The organism is Curtobacterium sp. PvP017 (assembly GCF_054060195.1).
The window spans coordinates 385,038-406,408 of sequence record NZ_JBSSCY010000002.1; the positions used below are offsets into that span (position 1 = coordinate 385,038).

Sequence of the window (21,371 nt, forward strand, 5' to 3'; positions counted from 1 at the left end):
CCGATGACGATCAACACCGAGCGGCCACAGGCCGCCTCCGCTCCCGCCCGGACGACGCGGTCGTCCGGGCGGGGCGCCCCCGGCCCGACGGCCGGCGGCACGCGCGCACCTCGACGGACCGACGGCTGGTGGCCGTGGCTGTTCGTCCTCCCGCTGCTCGTCGGCGTCGGCACGTTCTACATCTGGCCGATCATCCAGACGTTCTGGTACTCGTTCACCAGCTGGGGCGTGTTCGGCGGCGCGACGTTCAGCGGTGTCGCCAACTACGTCCGCCTCGCCGGTGACCCGCAGCTGTACCAGTCGCTGCTCAACACGATCGTCTACACGGTCATCGTCCTGGCCGGCATCCCGATCGCGGTCTGGCTCGCCAGTCTGCTGAACACCCCGGGCCTGCGGTTCGCGCAGTTCTACCGGGTCCTCTTCTTCCTGCCCTACGTCGCCATGCCGGCCGCGATCGCCCTCGTCTGGCGCATCATGTTCAACGGCGACTACGGCATCGTGAACTGGTTCATCGGACTGTTCGGCATCGACGGTCCGTACTGGATCTCGACGCCCGGGTTCGCGCTCGTCGCGGTGAGCTTCGTCGGCCTGTGGTCGTCCCTCGGGTTCTCGATGATCATCCTCGGCGCGGGCCTCAAGGACATCCCACCGGAGCTCTACGAGGCCGCCGAACTCGACGGCGCGAGCCGCTGGCGGCAGTTCCGCTCCGTCACGGTCCCGCTGCTCAGCCCGAGCATCTTCTTCGTGGTCATCGTGACGACCATCTCGAGCTTCCAGCTCTTCGACCTGCTCTACGCCATCCTCGGCAGCACCAACCCGGTGATCCCGAAGACGATGTCGCTCGTCTTCTACTTCTACAGCGCCGGGTTCATCGACAACGACAAGGGCTTCGCGGCCGCGATCGCCATGGTGATCTTCCTGCTGATCGGCATCGTCACGCTCGTGCAGTTCCGCGTCCAACGGAAGTGGGTGCAGGCATGACCGCAACCGTCACACCGCCACGGGCCGCACGTCGGCCCGGCCGCCGCGGCGGCAGCCACTGGTGGATCCACGTCGTCCTCGGCGTCGGCGGCTTCGCGATGGCGTTCCCGTTCGTGTGGCAGATCATCATGTCGCTGTCCACGAACGCCCAGGTGCAGTCCGTCACCCCGACGTTCTGGCCGGGAGAGCTGCAGTGGCAGAACTACGCGCAGGTGTTCGAGCGCCTGCCGTTCCTCAGCCAGCTCGGCACGTCCGTGTACGTCACGATCATCCGCACGCTGGCGCAGATCGTGCTCTGCACGCTCGCCGGCTACGCCTTCGCCCGCATGCGGTTCCGGGGCCGGGCGGTCCTGCTCGCGATCGTGCTGTCGATCCTGCTGGTGCCGTCGCAGGTGTACCTGATCTCGCAGTACCAGATCGTGCAGGGGCTCGGATGGCTCGACACCCTGATGGGGATCGTCGCACCGGGGCTGTTCAGCGCGTTCGGCACCTTCCTGATGCGGACGGCGTTCCTGAACATGCCGCCCGAGCTGGAAGAGGCTGCGCGCATGGACGGCGCCAACCCGTTCCAGACGTTCTGGCGGATCATGCTGCCACTCGCCCGTCCCTCGATCAGCGTGCTCGCGATCACGACCGTGCTGTGGTCGTGGAACGAGCTCCTCTGGCCGCTCGTGGTCTCGACGCGTGCCGAGGACATGCCCCTCGCGGCCGGCCTCGCGACGCTGTCGAGCGACCGGACCATCGACTACCCGGTGCTCATGGCCGCGAGCCTGATGGCCATGGCCCCGGTGCTCATCATGTTCGTCGTCCTGCAGCGGCGGGTGATGGACGGGCTCGCCTCGTCCGGTCTGAAGTGACTGTCGACACCCCCGGCCAGGAGGCCCGTCCCGCGTCCGTCGCGGTCCTCGCCGCCGCCGTGGGGTCACCGGACGACTCCGCCACGGTGGCGGCCGCACTGGCCGCCACCGTCGCCGACGCGGATCCCGCGCAGCGGGACGCCCTGCTGGTCGCCGCGTTCCGCGCGGCCGTACCCGGCAACGCCGTGGCGCTCGAGGCGCGGGGGCTCCCGCGCAGCCTGGCCGAGGCGTCCGTCGCCGACGTCGACCGGAAACTCGACCGGTACGGCCTGCGTGGCACGGGGGTGGACTGGCTCGTCTCGGTGGCGACCGGTCGCGTGGTGGCCGTGGGGCGCCTCCAGTACGAACTCGGCGACCGCCTGCCGGACGGCCAGCCGGCCTGGGGCGTCCACGTCCCGGAGACCGGGCCGCTCGACCCGGACGCCTGCGACCGGTCGTTCGCCCGCGCGCCCGAGGTCCTCCGAGCCCTCGCGCCGGCGCTCGCCGCCGAGCGGTGGCAGTGCCGCTCGTGGATCCTCGACCCCGGCCTGGCCGCGGTGCTCGGTCCGGAGGCGAACCTGGTGCGCTTCGCCCGACGGTTCCGGCTCGCACCACCCGGCCCGCACGACGCCGCCGAGGGCGACGAGAGCGTGGCGAAGTTCGTGTTCGGCGTGCCGCTGGCCACAGCCCGGGCCTCGAACGCGTCCGGTCGCCTGCCCCGGGCGGTCCTCGACCGGTGGGCGGCCGGAGCGCACTGGACCGAACGGACCGGGACCGCACCCGTCTGATCGCGCGGAGCCGTCAGCGCGTACCGTGCAGCGCATGACGAAGCCCGACCACGACCACCTCGACGACGGCGTGGACATGACGTTCGAGGAACGACGCCAGGACACCTTCCGACGCATGTCCGGGTCCGACGCGCACGACGCCGACCCCCGGGTCGAGGTGTCCCGAGCCGAGGACGGTGACGTCCGCATCGACGTCGCCGACACCGCAGCCGTGCGCCCCGGCGGTCCGAAGCGCGCCTGACCCGCCACCCCGTCAGCCAGTGACGGTGGGGCACGGCATGATCGTCCCGTGCACCTCGTCCTCCGCCGCGTCGACGGCGGCGTCCTCGCGACGCCCCTGACCGACGCGGGGACCGCTGACGGCGATCCGATCCGTCTGGACGAGCCGGGCCTCCCGGCCTTCGTCGCGGCGCACGACGCACCGGGCGTGCGCTGGGTCTGGGACGACACTGCACGCTGGTACCCGGCCGTCCTCGCCGCCGGTAGGCGCGTGGGTCGCTGCGTCGACCTGCGGTTGTGCCGACGGATCCTGCGCGCCGCGCTGGCTGCGCGTGGTTCCGCGCTCGCGGCGGCACCGGCGGACGCGCTCGACGCTCCGGCGGCCGAGGTCCGGGTCGTCCGGCCGACGCAGGCCCAGCTCTTCGACGACGCCCTGTTCGCCGCGTCGGTGCCGGACGACGACGTCGACCCGGTCGCCGAGTTCCGGGCGCAGCTCGCGGCGGTCGCGGGGTCGACGGCACCCGGCGCGCTCCGGCTGCTGACGACCGCCGAGTCCGCCGGAGCCCTCGTCGCGGCGGAGATGCTGCACGCCGGCCTGCCGTGGCGCGCCGACGTCCACGAGCGGCTGCTCGAGGAGACCCTCGGGCCGCGTGTGCCCTACGGCGTGCGACCGCGGCGGCTCGAGGAGATCGCCGCCGTCGTGCGCGAGCGCCTCGACGACCCGACGCTCAACCCGGACTCGCCGGCCGACGTCCTGCGGTCGCTGCGCCGTGCCGGGCTCATGGTGACGAGCACCCGCAAGTGGGAACTGCAGGAGATCGAGCACCCCGTCATCGAGCCGCTGCTCGAGTACAAGCGACTCGCACGGCTCCTGACGGCGAACGGGTGGACGTGGCTCGACGACTGGGTGCGCGACGGCCGGTTCCACCCGAAGTACGTGGTCGGCGGCGTCGTCACCGGGCGGTGGGCCGCCGACGGCGGGGGAGCGATGCAGTTGCCGAAGGGCATCCGCGGGGCCGTCGTCGCGGACCCCGGCTGGAAGCTCGTCGTGGCCGACGCTGCACAGCTGGAGCCGCGCGTGCTCGCGGCGATGGCCGGTGACCGGGCCATGGCCGCCGCCGGCGACGGGCGCGACCTGTACGACGGCGTCGTGGCCTCGGGCGCGGTCGAGACCCGGCAGCAGGCGAAGGTGGCCATGCTCGGCGCGATGTACGGCGCCACCCAGGGCGAGGGCGGACGGCTCGTCCCGCGCCTGGTGCGGGCGTTCCCGCGCGCGTTGGACCTGGTCGAACGCGCCGCTCGGGCGGGGGAGCGCGGCGAACCCGTGACGACGTTGCTCGGTCGGACGTCGCCCGTGCCGGAGGCGTCCTGGTTCGAGGCGCGGAACCAGGCCTACACGGTCGAGGGGACCCCGGCGATGCAGCGTGCCGTCGAGTCGCGGGCCCGGAGCTGGGGGCGGTTCACCCGGAACTTCGTGGTGCAGGGGACCGCGGCCGAGTGGGCACTCGCGTGGATGGGGTCACTGCGTTCCCGGCTCACCGCGCGGTTCCCCGGGGCGGTGACGGACGGTCCGCACCTGGTGTTCTTCGTGCACGACGAGATCGTGGTGCACGCGCCGGAGGAGCATGCCGAGTGGGTGGCGACGCAGATCCGCGAGGCCGCGGTCGATGCCGGACGCCTGCTGTTCCAGGAGTTCCCGGTGACGTTCCCGCTGTCGGTCGCCGTAGTGGGCGCGTACTCCGAGGCGAAGGACTAGTCGGGCTGTCGCCGCAGCGCCTGGTCGGGTGCCGCGTGCTGGAGGACGGCACGGGGCACCCGAGCGGGCACGGTCAGTAGAGCTGGCCGCGGTTGATCTGTGTCACGGTGTCGAGCGTCGCGACCGATCCGGGCCCCTGCTTCGGAGTGTGGTTCTGCTTGCCGCCGTACTTCCAGCCCCCGCGCGCCGTGTGACTCCCCATGTAGAACTTCCTCGAGAACGTGCCTCCGCTCGGGAACGTGTAGGTCCCGGCGGAGCCGTAGAAGCAGTTGTTCGTGTACGGCGTCGCAGCGGCTGCCCAGTACGCATCTCCGGACTTGCAGGTGTTCCGTACGGACACCTTCGCCTGTCGCTCAGCAGGAGGAACAGGTGCGACCGAGATGATCCTGCCGGTCTCCGCGTCGAGCCGAGTACTGACCGAGTTCGTCGCGACGTAGTCGAGGAGCGCCGCATGGTTCGTGAACTTCGGGAGCCCTTGCACGGTGATGCCGTCGAGCTCGTAGGTCTCGACGGCACTCGCGGTCGCCGCGTTCGCTGGTGCCGTGATGCCAACACCGGCGACGGTTGCAAGGAGTGCCCCGCACGCGATGGTGATCCCTCGCCATTTCGTTGCTCGCATGTTCAACCTCTCTCTCGTGACGTCTGCAACGTAGCATGTCAAATACTCACCGGCGAAGCGTTCGGCCGGGACGGCTCCCGGCGCCTTCGGGCAGGGTGGACGGATGCACACCGAACGCGGGGACGCCGCCGACCGTACCGTCGGCGAAGTCGACCTGACCCGTTGGCGCTCCCGTGCCGGCCGCAGCGTCGCCGGTGCGTGGACCGCGCTCGGCAAGCGCTTCGGCGCCATGCCCGTCCTGCTGCTGACCCTCGCCGTGGGTCTCGGTGTCGCCGTCCTCGCCACGTGGATCGCCTCCGAGGTCTACGACGCCGTGCGGGAAGCCGACGACGTCGCGGTGCTCGACCGACCCGTCCTCGACTGGGCGCTCACACTCCGATCACCCACGGCGGACACGCTCGTCACCTGGTGGACCGACATCGCCGGCACGATCGGGATGCCGATCGTCGCGCTCGGGTTCCTGGTCGGCTTCACGATCCAGCGCCGTGCGTGGACGCCACTGGTGCTCCTGGTCGCCGCGAGCGGTGGTTCGTTGCTCATGACGATCGCGGGCAAGGACCTCATCGGCCGTGCACGTCCGCCGCTGTCCGACGCGGTGCCGCCGTACGAGACGTCGCCGTCGTTCCCGTCGGGGCACACGCTCAACTCCACGGTGATCGTGGGCACCATCGTGTACCTCCTGCTCCTGCGGCAATCGCGGGTCGTCACGCGGGTGTGGACGATCGTCGTCGGCACCCTGTTCGTGCTGTCCGTCGGGGCCTCGCGCGTGTTCCTCGGGCACCACTGGCTCACCGACGTGCTGGCGGCGTGGGCGCTCGGACTCGCCTGGCTCGCCCTCGTGATCACGGCGCACCGGTTGTACCTGACGGCGCTCGACCACGGTGCCGAGCCCACCCCGGACGTCGACCGCATCACTTCGTGAGCAGAAGACGTCGGGTTGCTCGCCCGCACCCGACATCTTCTGCTCACGAAGTCGCCAGGCCCCGCCCCGCCGCGCCCGAACGGCAGAGCGCCGTCAGCCGCTACCGGTAGGTTGCCCGTCATGGAAGAACGGGTCTTCGGCGGCAGGTACCGCGTCACGGGCACGCTCGGACACGGTGGCATGGCGTCCGTGTACCGGGCGGTCGACGAGCAGCTCGGACGTGAGGTCGCCGTCAAGGTGTTCCGCATCGGACCGGTCGACCACGGTGAACGCGCCCGTGCCGAGTCGGAGATCCAGACCCTCGCGACGCTGCGCAGCCCGGCCCTCGTCACCCTGTACGACGCAGCCCTCGACGACGCCGACGGCGACTCGTACCTCGTCATGGAACTCGTGCCCGGCAGTGACCTGGCCACCCGGCTGCGCGAGGGACCGCTCGACCCCACGACCGCCGCCCGCGTCGGCGCACAGGTGGCCGACGGGCTGAGCGCCGTGCACGCGCAGGGCATCGTCCACCGCGACGTGAAGCCCGCCAACGTGCTCCTCGAGCGCGACGGCAGCCACGTCAAGCTCGCGGACTTCGGCATCGCCCTGCTGCGTGACGCCTCGCGTGTGACGGGGACGGGCACGGTGATGGGGACCGCCGCGTACCTCGCGCCGGAGCAGGTCCTGGCGCAGGAGATCACCGGCAAGGCCGACGTCTACGCGCTCGGGCTGGTGCTGCTCGAGTGCCTGACGGGCAAGACGCCCTTCCCGGGCAGCGCCATCGAGTCCGCGACCGCGCGACTCACCCGCAGCCCGGAGATCGACCAGCACCTGCCGACGGCCTGGCGCACGCTCCTGCACGTGATGACGGCGCAGGACCCGTCCGAGCGGCCGAGTGCGGGCGAGGCGGCCGAACGACTCCGCGCTCTGGGCCGCGACGATCCCGGAGCCGCCACGCAACTCCTGCCTGGCGGCCCCGGAACGCTGACGGCAGCGGGCGCCGGCGCGGCAGCGGGAGCAGCCGCAGCCGGCGCCGCCGCCGCAGCCACGGCTCCGATGGCCGCGCACGCGGACGACGCGACCCGCGTGATGCCGGCGAGCGGTGCCTCCCGTCCGGGTGGACATCCGGGCGCGGACGACGCGACCCGCGTGATGGACGCCCAGCAGCCGAACGCGGCGGACGACGTGTCGACCACCGTCCTCGGTGCCCAGCGCGGCGCCGGCGGCCCGACCGGCGGAGGTGGCGGGGTGCCCCCTGCGGCCCCGCCCGTCCGACCGGGCTCCGGTGACGACCCGGCGAAGCGCGAGAAGCGACGCAAGGGACCGATCATCACGGCGATCGTCGTGGTCGTCCTGGTGCTGGTCGGCATCGGGGTCGCGGTGTTCGCGCTGAACGGCGACGACGACGGCACACCGGCCCCGACGGACACGACCTCGACCGCACCGACCGAGCAGCAGCCCAGCGAGGAAGAACAGCAGCCGAGCGAGGAGCAGCAGCCGAGCCAGGAGCAGCAGCAGCCGAGTCAGCCGGCCGAGCAGCAGCCCTCCGAGCCGGCGGAGCAGCCGTCCGAGCCGGCCGAGCAGCCGAGTGAGCCCGCCGAGCCCAGCCAGGAGCCGTCCGTCGGTCCGGAGCCGAGCGCGCCGGTCTCGAACCCGGTGCAGGAGCCGCAGGACGGCGCCGACCCAGCCGACGGCGCGGCCGACACGACGACCGACACGTCTGCGGACGCAGGTCCCGGCAACTCGGAGAACGCCCCCGGGCAGAACAAGGGCTGACACGCCGAGCGTTTTCGTCCAGACGCTGGACCAAATACGCTGGACCCGTGCGAGAACTGCAACGGAGCGGTGGGCCGACGACGGCCGTCGCGGCGCGGAACGGTGTCGGCTTCGGATCGGCGGAGGGGTGGCTGGTCGAACGACCCGCGGGTGACGGTGCCGTGGTGGCGCTCGTCCCCGGCTCCGGCGGCCGGGTGGTCGCACCCGGCGACGAGCTGTCGTGGGTCTGGTTCCCGGAGCGCACGCTGCCGCAGGGCGCGGCCGAGCCCACCGAGGCGGACCTGCCGCACTTCTGGGACGCCACGGCCTTCGCCGTCGACGTCGTCTTCACGGACGGCACGCGACTGAGCGAGCAGGAGACCGCGCACGGCGGACACGCACGCGACCAGTACGGCGACGCGCTCACGCCCGACGCGCAGGACACGGCCCGCAAGCAGTGGGTCGACCAGTGGAACCGTCGCGCGGTGGACCTCACGTCGTTCGCGGGGCGGGTCGTCGACCGACTGGAGGCCCGGCTCGGCTCCGACACGCAGCCGTCGGACGCCGACGGCGAGCGTCCAGCCCTGCGCGGCTGGCTCGACGACGTCCGCATCGGCCCGGCTCGGCCGACGCCGACCACGCCGCTCGACCACGTCCGCACCACTCGCGGCACGCAGGCTTCGTCACGGTTCTCCCGCGGCAACAACGCCCCGCTCGTCGGCGTCCCGCACGGCGGTGTGTTCGGCCTGCCGATGACCGACGCGTCGAGCAACCGCTGGCCGTACGCGTACCAGGAGCACGCCCGTACCGAGGCCGACGGGCGGGTCCGGCCGGCGATCCAGGCCTTCGCGACGAGCCACATCCCGTCGCCGTGGATGGGGGACCGCGGCGTGTTCCAGGTGATGCCGTCACCCCTCGACACCCCAGACGTCGACCGGGCCGCACGTGCCCTCGGGTTCGACCACGACGACGAACGCGACGGTCCGCACCGGTACAGCGTCGCCCTCGACCAGGGTGTCACGGCCGAGATGACCGCGGGGGAGTTCGCCCTCGGGTTCCGCTTCACCGGGACCCGCAGCATCGTGCTCGACCACCACGGCCGGGTGTCCGACGTCTCGGTGACGATCACCGACGGCACCGCCGTGGTCGAGGCCGTCCTCGACGACCGCCCCGGCACCCCGCCGCACCACGTGCACGTCCGGATCCCGCACGTGACCGCGGACCACACCAGCATCAGCGAGCACGAGCTGCGCGGCTGGCTGACCGTGGACGGCGGCCGTCCCGTCGACGTCCTGCTCGGCATCTCGACGGTCTCGATCGAGGACGCCCGCGCGAACCTCGACGACGCCGGCACCTTCGACACCATGTGCACCCGCGCCGAGGCGCTCTGGACGGCGAAGCTCGCGACGCTCTCCTTCGACGGAGCCACCCCGGACCAGCTGACGAGCCTGTACTCCGGCCTGTACCGGCTGTTCCTCTACCCGAACCGTGCCGGCGAGACCGCCCTGACCGGATCGCCGCACCACCGCTCGCCGTACGGAGCCGTCCTCGCCGACCCGATCCGTGACGAGCCCGGACCCGAGGTCGTCGAGGGGCCGTTCACCACGACGAACGGGTTCTGGGACACCTACCGCACCGCCTGGCCGCTCCTCGGGCTCCTCACCCCGGAGACCGCCGGTGAGCTCGCGCAGGGCTTCGTCGAGCACCACCACGACGGCGGGTGGACCCCGCGCTGGAGCGCCCCCGGCGCCGAGGACTGCATGACGGGCACCACGAGCGACACCGTCTTCGCCGACCTCGCGGCGAAGGGCATCACCGGGTTCGACCTCGCCGAGGCGTACCGGAGCGCGGTCCGGAACGCGACCGTCCCGCCGCGTGACGAGCGGGTCGGACGGAAGGGGAGCCTCCCGGGCGCCTTCCGCGGCCACGTCGACACGGCGACGTCCGAGGGGATGTCCTGGACCCTGGACGCCGCCATCAACGACTGGGGACTCGCCGTCATGGCGGGCCTGCTCGCGTCGCGGGCGGGCACGCCCGCCGACCTGTCCCGGTACGAGGCCGAAGCCGAGTGGTTCGCGCGCCGGTCGCTGCAGTACCGCCACGTGTTCGACTCGGAGCGCGGGTTCTTCATCGGCCGCGACCCCGACGGCTCCTGGCGCGTCGGCACCGAGTTCGACCCGCGCGACTGGGGCGACGACTACACCGAGACGAACGCCTGGGGCACGGCCTTCACAGCACCCCACGACGGGGCCGGCATCGTGGACCTGCACGGTGGGCCGGCCCGGTTCGACGCCGCGATCGACGCGTTCTTCGCGACACCCGAGACCGGTGCGACCGTCCGTTCCGGCGCGTACGGCTTCCCGATCCACGAGATGACCGAGGCCCGCGACGTCCGGATGGGCATGCTCGGCCTGTCCAACCAGCCGGCGCACCACATCCCGTTCTTCCCGATGTTCACCGGGCGGCACGACGACGCGCACCGCATCGTGCGGGAATCGCTCGAGCGGCTGTTCGTCGGCTCCGACCTCGGCCAGGGCTACCCCGGCGACGAGGACAACGGCGAGATGAGCGCCTGGTACGTCTTCGCGACGATCGGCCTGTACCCGCTTGCGCCGTCCACGGGCACCTACGTGCTCGTGCCGCCGTCGGTCCGCAGGACGGTGCTGCAGCAGCCGGGAGGAACGCCCACCGTCATCGAGATCGCCGACGGTTCCGCAGGTGCGTACGTCGCGTCGGTGACGGTCGACGGGTCGCCCTGGACGTCGGTCAGCATCCCGCACCACGTGGTGGTGTCGGCGTCGCACATCGTCTTCACGCTGTCACCCGAACCGCAGGGCTGGGCGTCGGACACCCGCCCGGTGTCGGCGTCCGAGGTGCACGGCTACCGCGATGCTCCCGTCGACCTGCTGCCCGTCGGGGCGTCGCCGCTGGTCGACGACACCGGGCGCACGGTGTCGGCGCTCGCCGCGGGGGAGTCGGTCTCGTTCGACGTGGACTGCCCCGCCGCCTCGCTGTACACGGTGACGGTGGCGACTCCGGGGTCGTACTCGTGGCAGGTGTCCCTCGGCGAAACGGTCACGGCGGTCGACGGCGCCGAGTTCACCTGGGCCGGGCAGACCCGGGTGTTCCGGATCATCGGCGGCGGCTCGTCGTTCGTCTTCACCGCGGGCACCGACGTGGCGCTGACCCAGCTCGAGCTGATCGCGGCGGACGGACAGCGTTGACGCGTTGTTCACCGGGCCGGAGCATGCTCGGCCCATGTCGATGAGCACACCGTTCGATCCGGAACAGCAGGGCGCCGCCATCCCCGTGGACGGCTCCGACGAGGCGGAACTCGAGATCGAGGAGGACCGTGGCGCCGCCGTCGGCGACGACTCCGCCGACCCGAGCGTCTCGCCCGTCAGCCACCACGACGAGGACGAGGCCGGCGGTGGCCCGGTGTTCCGGCGCCCGCAGGCCGGCGAGCGGCTGCACCCGGACGACCTCTGACCGTTCCGGGGGTCCACTGGGGTTTCTTGGGCGATTGCCAAGCGGCTCGGGCATGCTCGTGCGCATGTCGATCGCGAACTCGTGGGACCCGTCTGGTGGCCGTGCAATCCCGGAGGACCAGGCGAAGGAGGACGGGCTCGAACTCGACGAGGACCCGGCGATGCTCGGGATCTCGTTCGACGTCGTGGGTGGCGCCTCCGCGGACCCCGCCGGGGTGTCACCGGTCGACGTGCACGTGCCGTCGCCGCGGTCTGCCGGCTCCGCCTCCGACGACTAGCGCGCGCCGACGCCGGGGACGCGGTACTTGAAGCCGACATGGGACGCGGTGAAGCCGAGGCGCTCGTAGAACCGGTGTGCATCGGTCCGTGCAGCGTCCGAGGTGAGCTGCACGAGCGGCGTCCCGAGCTCCGGGGCCGCGACGTCGGTGACCCAGCGCATCAGGGCACTCCCGATGCCGCCCGAGCGGAGTGCACTGCTGACCCGCACGGCCTCGACCAGCAACCGCGTCGAACCCCGGCGAGCCATGCCCGGGATCCGGGTGAGCTGCAGCGTGCCGACGAGCCGACCGGTCTCGTCCTCGGCGACGAGCAGCGCGTTCGACGGGTCGTCGGTGATCGATCGAAGGGCCGCGGCGTACCGCGGGCGGTCCTCCGGCGCGGCGACGTCCCCGCGAGCGGCACTGATCGGGTCGTCGGAGAGCAACGTCATCAGGGCGTCGAGGTCGCTGTCGACCGCGTTCCGCACCACCACTGAACCGGCGCGGGCGGAGAGGCGAACGGGCAGGGTGAGTTCGTGGAGCACGACCCCACCCTGCCCGATCGACTCACGGAACGGTGTGCCCCGCGGCGGTGAAGATGCGGTACCACTCCTCGCGCGAGACTTCGACGTCCGAGCCGGCTGCCGAGTCCCGCACGCGCTGCGGGTTCGTCGTGCCGAGGACGACCTGGAAGTGCGCGGGGTGGCGGGTGATCCACGCGACCGCGATGCCGGTCGGGGTGACACCGTGTGCGGCGGCGACCTCCTCGAGCACGTCGTTCAGCTCGGCGTACTGCTCGCGGTCGCCGAGGAAGACGCCGTCGAAGAAGCCCTTCTGGAACGGCGACCAGGCCTGCAACGTGATGTCGTTGATCCGCGAGTAGTTGAGGATGTCGTTGTCGCGGGAGATCGACTGGTCGAGGCCACCCATGTTCGCCGTGAGGCCCTGCGCGATGACGTTGGCGTGCGTGATGCTCAGCTGTACCTGGTTGAACGCGAGCGGCTGGCGGACGTGCTTCTTGAGCAGGTCGACCTGGCCGGGGGTGTGGTTCGAGACGCCGAAGTGGTGCACCTTGCCGGCGGCGTGCAGCTCGTCGAAGGCCTTCGCGACCTCTTCCGGCTCGACCAGGGCGTCGGGGCGGTGCAGCAGCAGGACGTCGACGTAGTCGGTCTGCAGCGCGGCGAGCGATTCGTCCACCGACTCGAGGATGTGCTCGTACGAGAAGTCGAAGTACGCACCGTTCGGCGTCGGCCGGATGCCGACCTTGGTCTGCAGCACGATCTCTGCGCGCTCCGCGGGCGACAGCGTCACGGCGGCACCGAACCGCTCCTCGCAGCCGTGCCACTCGCCGTACACCGCGGCGTGGTCGAACATGTTCACGCCCGCGTCACGCGAGGCGCTGTAGAGCGCGCGGATGTCTTCGTCGCTCATGTCGTTGATCCGCATCAGGCCGACGACGACGTCGGATGCGGTGAGGTCCGTCTGTGGCAACTCCAGTGTCTTCACGCCGTCGATCCTGCCAGCCGGTCCCGGGCACAGGCAGGCCCTGCCAGTACCTCAGGCGCCGAAGGACCTAGTGGACCGAGAACCCGCCGTCGACCGCGATCGACTGCCCCGTGACGTAGGCCGACCCGGGGCCGGCGAGGAACACCGCCGCCGCCGCGAAGTCCGACGCCAGGCCGTTCCGCCCGACCAGCGTCCGTGCCGCGAGTGCCGACACCGCCGCGGGGTCGGCGCTGAGCCGCTCGTTGAGCGGGGTGCGCACGAAACCGGGGACGAGGACGTTGGAGGTGACCCCCTGCGCGGACCAGGCTTCTGCCTGGGACCGGGCCAGCGCCTCCAGACCTGCCTTGGAGACCCCGTACGCGCCGCTGGCGGCGAAGGGGCGGTGTGCTTGCTGCGAGCTGATCGAGACGATGCGGCCGTACCCGCGTGCGGCCATGCCGGGCGCGAGCCGCTGCCCGAGCACGAACGGCGCGTCGAGGTTGACGGCCATCGTGGCGTCCCAGGTGGCCTCGTCGAGATCGGCCATCGGTGGCCGGAGGTTGATGCCGGCGGAGTTCACGAGGACGTCGACGTCGCCGGCCGCATCGGCGAGTGCGTGTGCTCCGGCGCGCGTGGACAGGTCCGCGACGATGCCGTCGGCCGAACCGCCAGCGGCACGGATGGCATCGACCGTCGCATCGATGGTGGACCGTGTCCGAGCTGCGACGAGCACGTGCGCGCCCGCGTCCGCCAGGGCGACCGCGATCGCCTGTCCGATGCCGGAACTGCCTCCCGTCACCAGGGCGGTGCGTCCGTCGAGACCGAAGAGCTGCTGCAGCGACATCCGGCCAGGCTAGCGAGGCCCCGTACGCTGGGCCGGTGCGTGACGACCTGCTGCCGATGCTCGCCTGCCCCGTGTGCGCCGAGCCGCTCGGCCGGGTCGACGGCGGCCAGGTCGGCTGCGTGACCGGGCACCGGTTCGACGAGGCGAAGCAGGGCCACCTGACGCTCCTGCCGGCGAAGCGTCGGGCGCTCACCGCGGACACCCCGGAGATGGTCGAGGCCCGGCTGCGGTTCCTGGGGCGGGGCCACTACGCGCCCGTCGAGCGGGCGCTCGCCGCGGTCGTCGCCGAGGCGACGGCGTCCGGCATCGTGCTCGACGTCGGCTCCGGTCCGGGGACGTACCTGGCGCATGCGCTGCGCGCGGCGGACGGGAGGCTCGGGGTCGCGTTGGACCTGTCGGCGATCGCGATCCGACGGGCGGCCCGCGTCCACGAACGTGCCGGAGCCGTCGTCGGGGACGTGACCGAGCGCCTCCCGGTCGTCGACGGCGCTGCCGCGGTCGTGCTGGACGTCTTCGCGCCGCGCAACCAGACGGAGTACGCGCGGGTGCTGCACCCCGAGGGCCTCCTCGTGGTGGTGACCCCGCGCACCGGACACCTGGCGGAGCTGGCCGAGGCGACCATCACGGTGGATCCCGAGAAGGAGCGGCGGCTGCACGACTCGCTCACGCCGTCGTTCGTGCTGCGGTCCTCCGAGGACCTGACGTGGACGATGGACCTGTCTGCCGAGGACGTCCACGACGTCGTGCACATGGGGCCGAGCCACCACCACGTCGACCCCGAGCAGGAGTTCGCACCGACGAGCGTGACCGCGGCCGTGACGGTGAGTACGTGGAGCCGCGCGGGCTGATCCCCCGACCGGGTCAGCGCTCGGCCACGTCCCGCGGACTGCCCTGTTCGGCCCGACGGCGCGCGGTGTGGGCTCGCCCGTGCGCACGGTCGACCGCGATCCCGATCCGGGCGAGCAGCAGCACGGCGCCGACGCCCCCGGCCCCGATCGGCGTCACGAACAGCCCGAGGTCGATCCCGGGCATCCGCCACCAGTCGATCGACCACGCGGCGACGAGGGCGAACGCCAGCAGCAGTCCGGCTCGCCACCACCAGCGTCCCGGCAGCCGTCCGACGCCGAGCGCAGCCAGTACCAGGAGCACCCAGCACCCCTCCGGTGCGAAGGACCTCGGGTCGTTCGTCCCGCAGGTGGACACGGCGCACTCCCACTCGACCTGGTCGGCCACGCCGGCGTACCAGTGGAACAGCAGCGCGGCAGCGACGACGGCGACGAGCGCGACCGGCGGCCCGATCCAGCGCCACACGCGGCCGAACCGGGAGCGGCGTCGGCGGGCGGCCACCCATCCGTCCCCGAGCTCGTAGCCGGGCATCGGACGGAACTCGGGCATGCCAGCACGCTACCGGCGGCCGGTTTCCGTGTGGAAGCGGTTCACAAACGTCCGAGCGTCGGTGCGGCCCGGGACCGTCCCGGCCCGCACCGCCGCGTCACTCGGTCGGCGCCGCGACGTCGAGCTGCCAGACCACGCCGAACCGGTCGCGGAGCTGCCCCGCGAGTGGCGCCCAGGCCGAAGGGGCGAGCGGCTGCCGGATCTCGGCGCCCTCGGACAGCACGGCCCAGTACCGCTCGATCTCGGCGGCGTCGTCCCCGTGCACGAACACGTAGAAGGCGTTCGATCCCTGGTCGTAGGGCTGACCGGGCCAGACGTCGAAGGCCATGACCCGGAACCCGGCGTCGGTGGCGACCTGGCCGAAGACGACCCGGTCGGCCCTGGCGGGATCGTCGAGGGCGCCCATCTGCCCGTAGGTGGCGGCGGTGACCTCGCCGCCGAAGACCGATGCGTAGAAGTCGAGGGCCTCGCGGGCGTTGCCGTCGAAGTTGAGGTGGGTTGTCGTTTCGATGCTCATGGAACGAGGATGACCGGCAATGCGGTCAGATCATGTCCGCTTCTTCGACGAGGATGATCGACATGGCCGGACCCTCCTCGCGCATGCTCGCGCTGCTGTCGTTGTTGCAGGTGCACCGCGACTGGCCGGGCGACGAGCTCGCCGGCCGTCTCGAGGTCAGCCCCCGCACGGTCCGCCGCGACGTCGACCGCCTCCGCGAGCTCGGGTACCGGGTCGAAGCGCTGCGCGGTCCCGCCGGCGGGTACCGGCTCGCAGCGGGCTCCGACCTGCCGCCGCTGCTCTTCGACGACGACCAGGCCGTGGCGATCGCCCTGGCGCTCGCCGTCGCACCCGCCTCCGGAGCGGACATCGCGGAGTCAGCCGCCCGAGCGCTCGCGACGGTCCGGCAGGTCATGCCCGCGCGGCTCCGGTCGCGGGTCGACGCGGTGCAGGCCGTGACGACGTCCGGCCGGACCCGCACCGACCCGGACGTGCTCGTCGCCGTGAGCGAGGCGGTGCACCAGCACGAGGTCCTCCGCTTCACGTACGCGGGCGACGACGACCTGCACCCACCCCGCCGCGTCGAACCGCACGCCGTCGTCGCGCGGAACGGCCGCTGGTACCTGCTCGGCTGGGACCTCGACCGCGGCGACTGGCGCACGCACCGCATCGACCGGATCACCCCGCGGATGCGCACCCGGGTCCCGTTCACGCCGCGACCCGTCCCCGGCGGCGACCCCGTGGCCTTCGTATCGGCGCGGTTCAAGGGATCGGCGCAGGCAGACGTGTGGCCGTGCACCGGCTCGGTGACGATGACGGCCGCCGACGCCCGGACCGTCACGCCGTACCTGCCCGAGGACGCCGTCGTCGAGTCCCTGCCCGACGAGCGGAGTCGGGTCACGCTCGGCTCGTGGTCCTGGCCGGGGCTCGCCGGCGCGTTCGCGGGGTTCGCCGTCGACTTCGTCGTCGAGGGTCCCGAGGACCTCGCCTGCTCGGTCCGCGCGCTGTCCGCACGACTCAGCGCCTCGACCGCGGACTGAAGGCGGACCCGTTCGGGCCTCAGACCGACGTGTCGACGAGCGCGCTGCCCGGGCCGAACACCATCGCGATCGGTGCCAGCAGGACGACCACGGCGCAGCAGACGGCGAGCGCCGCGCGCTTCCTCCCGCGCCCGCGCGACCACCCCACCAGTGCGAGGACGAGCGCCGCGATCGCGGCCAGCCACGGCACGAACGCCAGCGGCACGGCCCAGAACCACAGCAGGAGCTGCCGCTGCTCACCGAAGAGCCACAGCGGCCCGAAGACGACCGCCCACAGCGCACCGATCGAGACCACGGCTGTCGTGAGCAGGCTCCCGGCCACGGCGGACGCCCTGGTGCCAGGGCGGGTCGGGGGAGCGGGGATCACCATGCTCCGATCGTAGGGCGGCGAGCGCGCGTTAGCGGGGCGCATGCGTCCGCCAGGGCGGCGTGAGGAAACCGTTAGGAGCGGCCGGGAGGCCCGGTGCAGGACCCAGCATCGGTCTCGGCACCACACGTGGTGCCGTCCGCGCCGCCCGGCGCGGACACCGCAGACCTTCTGGAGTCCCTCGTGTTCGACGTGTTCGTCGTCGCCGGTGTCCTCGCCGTGTTCGGCGTGGTGGCACTGATCGCCAAGGGGGTGGAACGGCTGTGATCGGCATCACCATCGCGGCCGCCGTCCTCGGCATCGCCGCAGTCGTGTACCTCGTCTGGGCGCTCGTGCGTCCGGAGCGGTTCTAGTGGGCGCCGTGGGCGTGGGCGCCGCTGACGTCTGGGCGGGGATCGTCCAGGTCGCCACGCTCGTCCTGCTGCTCGTCGTCGCCTACCGCCCGCTCGGCGACTGGATGGCGAAGGTTTTCACACCCGTCCGGCACAACCGCGTCGAGCGCGGGGTCTACCGGCTGATCGGGGTCGACCCGGACGCCGAACAGTCGTGGCCCGTATACCTGCGCGGCGTCCTGCTCTTCAGCGTCGTCGGGCTCCTGCTCGTCTACCTGCTGCAGCGCGTCCAGGTCGTGCTGCCCGGCGACCTCGGCCTGCCGGCCGTGGGCCCGTCGCTCGCGTTCAACACCGCGGCGTCGTTCGTCGCGAACACGAACTGGCAGTCGTACTCACCCGAGGTGACCGTCGGGTACAGCGTGCAGATGGCCGGCCTCGCGGTGCAGAACTTCCTGTCCGCCGCCGTCGGCCTCGCCGTCGCCGTCGCCCTGGTGCGCGGGTTCGCCCGCCGCAAGTCCGGCACCCTCGGCAACGTGTGGGTGGACGTCGTCCGCGGTGTCGGTCGCCTGCTGCTGCCCGGTGCGTTCGTGTTCGCGATCGTGCTCGTCGCCGGCGGTGTCGTCCAGTCGTGGGGGAGCGGCACCGACGTCACCACGCTCATCGGTGGCACGCAGCACATCCCCGACGGGTTCGTCGCGTCGCAGGAGGCGATCAAGGAACTCGGCACGAACGGCGGTGGCTACTTCAACGCCAACTCGGCGCACCCGTTCGAGAACCCGCAGGCGTGGACGAACCTGGTCGAGGTCTTCCTGATGCTCGTCATCCCGTTCTCGCTGCCCCGCACGTTCGGGCGGCTCGTCGGTGACGACCGCCAGGGCTACGCGATCCTCGCAGTGATGGGCGCGATCTTCCTCGTGTCCCTGTCGGTGATGTCGATCGCCGAGCTCGGCGGCGGCGGACTCGCGACGCACGCGGCCGGAGCGGCGATGGAGGGCAAGGAGACCCGGTTCGGGATCCTCGGCACCACCCTGTTCGGCACGACGTCGACCGCGACCTCGACCGGTGCGGTGAACGGCATGTTCGACAGCTTCACCCCGATCGGCGGGATGATGGCGATGCTGAACATGATGCTCGGCGAGGTCACCCCGGGCGGTGTCGGCTCCGGCCTGTACGGCATGCTCGTGCTCGCCGTCATCACGGTGTTCATCGGCGGCCTGCTCGTCGGCCGGACGCCGGAGTACCTCGGCAAGAAGATCCGCGCCAAGGAGATGACCTTCGCGGCGCTGTACATCCTGGTGACGCCGACCCTGGTGCTCCTCGCCACCGGGCTGTCCCTGGTCATCCCCGGCGTCCGCGAACAGGTGCTCGGGACGTCGATCTTCAACCCCGGCAACCACGGGCTGTCCGAGCTGCTCTACGCATTCACCTCGGGCGCGAACAACAACGGTTCGGCCTTCGGCGGACTCACCGCGAACACCACGTGGATGAACTCCTCGCTCGGCGTCGTGATGCTGCTCGGCCGCTTCGTGCCGATGGTGTTCGTCCTGGCGCTCGCCGGCTCCCTCGCCGCCCAGGACCGAGTGCCGGAGACCGCCGGCACGCTGCCCACCCACCGCCCGCTGTTCATCGGGCTGCTCGGCGGCGTCGCCGTCATCGTCACCGCTCTCACCTACTTCCCGGTGCTCGCACTGGGCCCGCTCGCAGAAGGACTGTCATGACCGTGACCACCGAGCCGGAACCGCGCACCGCAGTGGAGCCGGCCACCCGCTCGTCCGCATTCGGACCCCGTCAACTGGTGGCGGGCCTCCCGGGCGCCCTGCGGAAACTCGATCCGCGACTCATGTGGCGGAACCCCGTCATGTTCATCGTCGAGGTCGGCGCAGCGCTGACGACGGCCGCCGCCGTCGTCGAGCCGTCCGCGTTCACCATCGCCATCGCCGTCTGGCTCTGGCTCACCGTCGTCTTCGCGAACCTGGCGGAGTCGGTCGCCGAGGGGCGGGGCAAGGCGCAGGCCGACACCCTGCGGAAGACCCGCTCGACCACGAGCGCCCGGCGGGTGCTCGGCTACGACCAGGCCGACGCAGCAGCGGTCGGCAACGAGACCGAGGAGGTCGCATCGGTCGACCTGGCCAAGGGCGACGTCGTGGTCGTGGTCGCCGGCGAGGTGATCCCGGGCGACGGCGACGTCATCGACGGCATCGCGTCCGTCGACGAGTCGGCCGTCACGGGGGAGTCCGCACCGGTCATCCGCGAGTCCGGCGGTGACCGCAGCGCCGTCACCGGTGGCACCCGCGTGCTGTCGGACCGGATCATCGTGCGCATCACCTCGACCCCGGGCGAGACCTTCATCGACCGGATGATCCGCCTGGTCGAGGGCGCCGCACGCCAGAAGACCCCGAACGAGATCGCGCTGAACATCCTGCTCGCCTCGTTGTCGATCGTCTTCGTGATCGTCTGCCTGACGATGCAGCCCATCGCGGGACTCGTCGGTGCGACGGTCAGCGTGCCGGTGCTCATCGCCCTGCTCGTCTGCCTCATCCCGACCACCATCGGGGCCCTGCTCTCCGCGATCGGCATCGCCGGCATGGACCGGCTCGTGCAGCACAACGTGCTCGCGATGTCGGGCCGCGCGGTCGAGGCCGCCGGAGACATCACCACCCTGCTGCTCGACAAGACCGGGACGATCACGTACGGCAACCGTCGGGCGTCACGCGTCGTGCCGGTGCCGGGCGTGAGCGAGACCTCGCTGATGGAGGCAGCCGCGCTGTCGAGCGCCGCCGACGGGACGCCAGAAGGTCGCTCGATCGTGTCGCTCGCTGCCGACGCCGGGGTGACGCCGGCACTGCCCGACGGCGCCGTCGAGGTGCCGTTCACGGCGCAGACGCGCATGTCCGGACTGGACCTGCCGGACGGATCGCAGATCCGGAAGGGGGCCGCTGCTGCCGTACTGGCCTGGGCGGACACTCCCGATGCTGGTCTGGTGGCCGCGATCGACTCGACCGTGGCGGAGATCTCCGACCAGGGCGGGACGCCGCTCGTCGTCGGCCGCCGCTCCTCGGACGGCGCGGTCGCCCTGCTCGGCGTCGTGCACCTGAAGGACGTCGTCAAGGACGGCATGGCCTCACGGTTCGCCGAGCTCCGGTCGATGGGCATCCGCACGGTGATGATCACCGGTGACAACCCCCGCACCGCGGCCGCGATCGCGCACGAGGCCGGCGTCGACGACTTCCTCGCCGAGGCCACCCCGGAGGACAAGCTCGCCTACATCAAGCGCGAGCAGGAGGGCGGCAACCTCGTCGCCATGACCGGTGACGGCACCAACGACGCCCCGGCCCTGGCGCAGGCGGACGTCGGCGTCGCGATGAACACCGGCACGACGGCGGCGAAGGAGGCGGGCAACATGGTCGACCTCGACTCCGACCCGACCAAGCTCATCGACGTCGTCCGCATCGGCAAGCAGCTGCTCATCACCCGCGGGGCCCTGACCACCTTCTCCATCGCCAACGACGTCGCGAAGTACTTCGCGATCATCCCGGCGATGTTCCAGGCGGCGTTCCCGGGGCTCGCGGCGCTCAACATCATGGGGCTGCACAGCCCGTCGTCCGCGATCCTGTCGGCGGTCGTCTTCAACGCGCTGGTCATCGTGGCGCTCATCCCGCTGTCCCTGCGTGGCGTCAAGTACCGCGCGGCAGCAGCGTCGTCGATCCTCGGCCGCAACCTGCTCGTCTACGGGCTCGGCGGCGTGGTCGTCCCCTTCATCGGCATCAAACTGATCGACCTCGTGGTCGGTCTCATCCCGGGGTTCTAGT

General features: G+C 71.8%; 23 protein-coding genes. 16 read left to right on the forward strand and 7 right to left on the reverse strand.

Translation table 11 applies throughout. The annotated features are described in order from the left end of the window. The first annotated feature begins 3 nt into the window (after positions 1-3). Genes ACVKXF_RS05870 through ACVKXF_RS05890 form a run of 5 tightly spaced genes read left to right on the forward strand, consistent with a single transcriptional unit; the run spans position 4 to position 4,580 of the window. Positions 4-981: a carbohydrate ABC transporter permease gene (locus ACVKXF_RS05870; RefSeq protein ID WP_340197859.1), complete on the forward strand. Its 978-nt coding sequence runs from the start codon at positions 4-6 to the stop codon at positions 979-981. Beyond that, positions 978-1,838, forward strand: a complete 861-nt coding sequence (locus tag ACVKXF_RS05875) for a carbohydrate ABC transporter permease (protein WP_261783989.1) — start codon at positions 978-980, stop codon at positions 1,836-1,838. The genes ACVKXF_RS05870 and ACVKXF_RS05875 overlap by 4 nt, the downstream gene beginning before the upstream one ends. Continuing rightward, entirely contained in the window at positions 1,835-2,605 is a 771-nt protein-coding gene (locus ACVKXF_RS05880; RefSeq protein ID WP_456795161.1) for a hypothetical protein, read from the forward strand. Before ACVKXF_RS05875 ends, ACVKXF_RS05880 begins: the two co-directional genes overlap by 4 nt. A gap of 34 nt (positions 2,606-2,639) precedes the next feature. Next, positions 2,640-2,846: a hypothetical protein gene (locus tag ACVKXF_RS05885; protein WP_111083557.1), complete on the forward strand. Its 207-nt coding sequence runs from the start codon at positions 2,640-2,642 to the stop codon at positions 2,844-2,846. A 48-nt stretch (positions 2,847-2,894) separates the two neighbouring features. Beyond that, positions 2,895-4,580 carry a bifunctional 3'-5' exonuclease/DNA polymerase gene (locus ACVKXF_RS05890; protein ID WP_456795162.1) on the forward strand — a complete coding sequence of 562 codons (1,686 nt, stop codon included), beginning with the start codon at positions 2,895-2,897 and terminating at the stop codon, positions 4,578-4,580. A gap of 73 nt (positions 4,581-4,653) precedes the next feature. Here ACVKXF_RS05890 and ACVKXF_RS05895 read toward each other — a convergent pair whose 3' ends face one another. Further along, positions 4,654-5,199: a hypothetical protein gene (locus tag ACVKXF_RS05895; protein ID WP_123311567.1), complete on the reverse strand. Its 546-nt coding sequence runs from the start codon at positions 5,197-5,199 to the stop codon at positions 4,654-4,656. A 103-nt stretch (positions 5,200-5,302) separates the two neighbouring features. Between ACVKXF_RS05895 and ACVKXF_RS05900 the strand changes: the two genes are divergently transcribed. The 5 genes from ACVKXF_RS05900 to ACVKXF_RS05920 all read left to right on the forward strand — a co-directional run bounded on the left by ACVKXF_RS05900 (position 5,303) and on the right by ACVKXF_RS05920 (position 11,624). Then, positions 5,303-6,121, forward strand: a complete 819-nt coding sequence (locus ACVKXF_RS05900) for a phosphatase PAP2 family protein (RefSeq protein ID WP_456795163.1) — start codon at positions 5,303-5,305, stop codon at positions 6,119-6,121. 120 nt (positions 6,122-6,241) lie between these two features. Beyond that, positions 6,242-7,879: a protein kinase domain-containing protein gene (locus ACVKXF_RS05905; RefSeq protein WP_456795165.1), complete on the forward strand. Its 1,638-nt coding sequence runs from the start codon at positions 6,242-6,244 to the stop codon at positions 7,877-7,879. A 47-nt stretch (positions 7,880-7,926) separates the two neighbouring features. Continuing rightward, complete coding sequence (locus tag ACVKXF_RS05910) at positions 7,927-11,082, forward strand: GH92 family glycosyl hydrolase (RefSeq protein ID WP_456795166.1); 3,156 nt, start codon at positions 7,927-7,929, stop codon at positions 11,080-11,082. Positions 11,083-11,116: 34 nt separating this feature from the next. Next, positions 11,117-11,347 (forward strand): hypothetical protein, encoded by a 231-nt coding sequence (locus ACVKXF_RS05915; RefSeq protein WP_456795167.1) that lies wholly within the window; start codon positions 11,117-11,119, stop codon positions 11,345-11,347. Positions 11,348-11,411: 64 nt separating this feature from the next. Next, complete coding sequence (locus ACVKXF_RS05920; protein ID WP_148061724.1) at positions 11,412-11,624, forward strand: hypothetical protein; 213 nt, start codon at positions 11,412-11,414, stop codon at positions 11,622-11,624. Here the strand turns inward: ACVKXF_RS05920 and ACVKXF_RS05925 are convergent. The 3 genes from ACVKXF_RS05925 to ACVKXF_RS05935 form a co-directional block, all read right to left on the reverse strand. Then, entirely contained in the window at positions 11,621-12,148 is a 528-nt protein-coding gene (locus tag ACVKXF_RS05925) for a GNAT family N-acetyltransferase (RefSeq protein ID WP_456795168.1), read from the reverse strand. The two genes, ACVKXF_RS05920 and ACVKXF_RS05925, sit on opposite strands and share 4 nt — an antisense overlap. Positions 12,149-12,170: 22 nt before the next feature. Then, a complete protein-coding gene (locus ACVKXF_RS05930; RefSeq protein WP_456795169.1) occupies positions 12,171-13,109 on the reverse strand; it encodes an aldo/keto reductase in 939 nt (312 codons plus the stop codon). Positions 13,110-13,176: 67 nt separating this feature from the next. Further along, positions 13,177-13,932 carry an SDR family NAD(P)-dependent oxidoreductase gene (locus tag ACVKXF_RS05935; RefSeq protein WP_456795170.1) on the reverse strand — a complete coding sequence of 252 codons (756 nt, stop codon included), beginning with the start codon at positions 13,930-13,932 and terminating at the stop codon, positions 13,177-13,179. A 35-nt stretch (positions 13,933-13,967) separates the two neighbouring features. Between ACVKXF_RS05935 and ACVKXF_RS05940 the strand changes: the two genes are divergently transcribed. Beyond that, a complete protein-coding gene (locus ACVKXF_RS05940) occupies positions 13,968-14,780 on the forward strand; it encodes a putative RNA methyltransferase (RefSeq protein WP_456795171.1) in 813 nt (270 codons plus the stop codon). A gap of 13 nt (positions 14,781-14,793) precedes the next feature. On the opposite strand, the gene ACVKXF_RS05945 is transcribed toward ACVKXF_RS05940, so the two are convergent. Together ACVKXF_RS05945 and ACVKXF_RS05950 are read right to left on the reverse strand one after the other, a co-directional pair. Further along, positions 14,794-15,327 (reverse strand): hypothetical protein, encoded by a 534-nt coding sequence (locus ACVKXF_RS05945; RefSeq protein WP_456795172.1) that lies wholly within the window; start codon positions 15,325-15,327, stop codon positions 14,794-14,796. 97 nt (positions 15,328-15,424) lie between these two features. Further along, the gene (locus ACVKXF_RS05950; protein ID WP_456795173.1) at positions 15,425-15,844 is read right to left on the reverse strand and encodes a VOC family protein; all 420 of its coding nucleotides are present in this window, start codon (positions 15,842-15,844) and stop codon (positions 15,425-15,427) included. A 62-nt stretch (positions 15,845-15,906) separates the two neighbouring features. Here ACVKXF_RS05950 and ACVKXF_RS05955 point away from each other — a divergent pair, with 62 nt between their 5' ends. Further along, complete coding sequence (locus tag ACVKXF_RS05955) at positions 15,907-16,863, forward strand: helix-turn-helix transcriptional regulator (RefSeq protein ID WP_456795174.1); 957 nt, start codon at positions 15,907-15,909, stop codon at positions 16,861-16,863. Positions 16,864-16,882: 19 nt separating this feature from the next. Here ACVKXF_RS05955 and ACVKXF_RS05960 read toward each other — a convergent pair whose 3' ends face one another. After that, positions 16,883-17,233: a hypothetical protein gene (locus ACVKXF_RS05960; RefSeq protein ID WP_123937014.1), complete on the reverse strand. Its 351-nt coding sequence runs from the start codon at positions 17,231-17,233 to the stop codon at positions 16,883-16,885. A gap of 93 nt (positions 17,234-17,326) precedes the next feature. Between ACVKXF_RS05960 and ACVKXF_RS05965 the strand changes: the two genes are divergently transcribed. Genes ACVKXF_RS05965 through kdpB form a run of 4 tightly spaced genes read left to right on the forward strand, consistent with a single transcriptional unit; the run spans position 17,327 to position 21,370 of the window. Further along, complete coding sequence (locus tag ACVKXF_RS05965; RefSeq protein WP_456795175.1) at positions 17,327-17,497, forward strand: hypothetical protein; 171 nt, start codon at positions 17,327-17,329, stop codon at positions 17,495-17,497. Next, positions 17,494-17,583 carry a potassium-transporting ATPase subunit F gene (locus ACVKXF_RS05970; protein WP_017887940.1) on the forward strand — a complete coding sequence of 30 codons (90 nt, stop codon included), beginning with the start codon at positions 17,494-17,496 and terminating at the stop codon, positions 17,581-17,583. Before ACVKXF_RS05965 ends, ACVKXF_RS05970 begins: the two co-directional genes overlap by 4 nt. A 14-nt stretch (positions 17,584-17,597) precedes the next feature. Next, positions 17,598-19,280 carry a potassium-transporting ATPase subunit KdpA gene (gene kdpA / locus ACVKXF_RS05975; RefSeq protein WP_340197841.1) on the forward strand — a complete coding sequence of 561 codons (1,683 nt, stop codon included), beginning with the start codon at positions 17,598-17,600 and terminating at the stop codon, positions 19,278-19,280. Continuing rightward, positions 19,277-21,370: a potassium-transporting ATPase subunit KdpB gene (gene kdpB, locus ACVKXF_RS05980; RefSeq protein WP_456795176.1), complete on the forward strand. Its 2,094-nt coding sequence runs from the start codon at positions 19,277-19,279 to the stop codon at positions 21,368-21,370. Before kdpA ends, kdpB begins: the two co-directional genes overlap by 4 nt. The last annotated feature ends 1 nt before the right edge of the window (position 21,371 follow it).

What these genes read in the sequence shown, in the direction of transcription:
- ACVKXF_RS05870 (WP_340197859.1), top strand. Translation starts at nt 4, where the DNA reads ATGACGATCAACACCGAGCGGCCACAGGCCGCCTCCGCTCCCGCCCGG.
- ACVKXF_RS05875 (WP_261783989.1), top strand. Translation starts at nt 978, where the DNA reads ATGACCGCAACCGTCACACCGCCACGGGCCGCACGTCGGCCCGGCCGC.
- ACVKXF_RS05885 (WP_111083557.1), top strand. Translation starts at nt 2,640, where the DNA reads ATGACGAAGCCCGACCACGACCACCTCGACGACGGCGTGGACATGACG.
- ACVKXF_RS05895 (WP_123311567.1), bottom strand. Translation starts at nt 5,199, where the DNA reads ATGCGAGCAACGAAATGGCGAGGGATCACCATCGCGTGCGGGGCACTC.
- ACVKXF_RS05900 (WP_456795163.1), top strand. Translation starts at nt 5,303, where the DNA reads ATGCACACCGAACGCGGGGACGCCGCCGACCGTACCGTCGGCGAAGTC.
- ACVKXF_RS05905 (WP_456795165.1), top strand. Translation starts at nt 6,242, where the DNA reads ATGGAAGAACGGGTCTTCGGCGGCAGGTACCGCGTCACGGGCACGCTC.
- ACVKXF_RS05915 (WP_456795167.1), top strand. Translation starts at nt 11,117, where the DNA reads ATGTCGATGAGCACACCGTTCGATCCGGAACAGCAGGGCGCCGCCATC.
- ACVKXF_RS05920 (WP_148061724.1), top strand. Translation starts at nt 11,412, where the DNA reads ATGTCGATCGCGAACTCGTGGGACCCGTCTGGTGGCCGTGCAATCCCG.
- ACVKXF_RS05935 (WP_456795170.1), bottom strand. Translation starts at nt 13,932, where the DNA reads ATGTCGCTGCAGCAGCTCTTCGGTCTCGACGGACGCACCGCCCTGGTG.
- ACVKXF_RS05945 (WP_456795172.1), bottom strand. Translation starts at nt 15,327, where the DNA reads ATGCCCGAGTTCCGTCCGATGCCCGGCTACGAGCTCGGGGACGGATGG.
- ACVKXF_RS05950 (WP_456795173.1), bottom strand. Translation starts at nt 15,844, where the DNA reads ATGAGCATCGAAACGACAACCCACCTCAACTTCGACGGCAACGCCCGC.
- ACVKXF_RS05955 (WP_456795174.1), top strand. Translation starts at nt 15,907, where the DNA reads ATGGCCGGACCCTCCTCGCGCATGCTCGCGCTGCTGTCGTTGTTGCAG.
- ACVKXF_RS05960 (WP_123937014.1), bottom strand. Translation starts at nt 17,233, where the DNA reads ATGGTGATCCCCGCTCCCCCGACCCGCCCTGGCACCAGGGCGTCCGCC.
- kdpB (WP_456795176.1), top strand. Translation starts at nt 19,277, where the DNA reads ATGACCGTGACCACCGAGCCGGAACCGCGCACCGCAGTGGAGCCGGCC.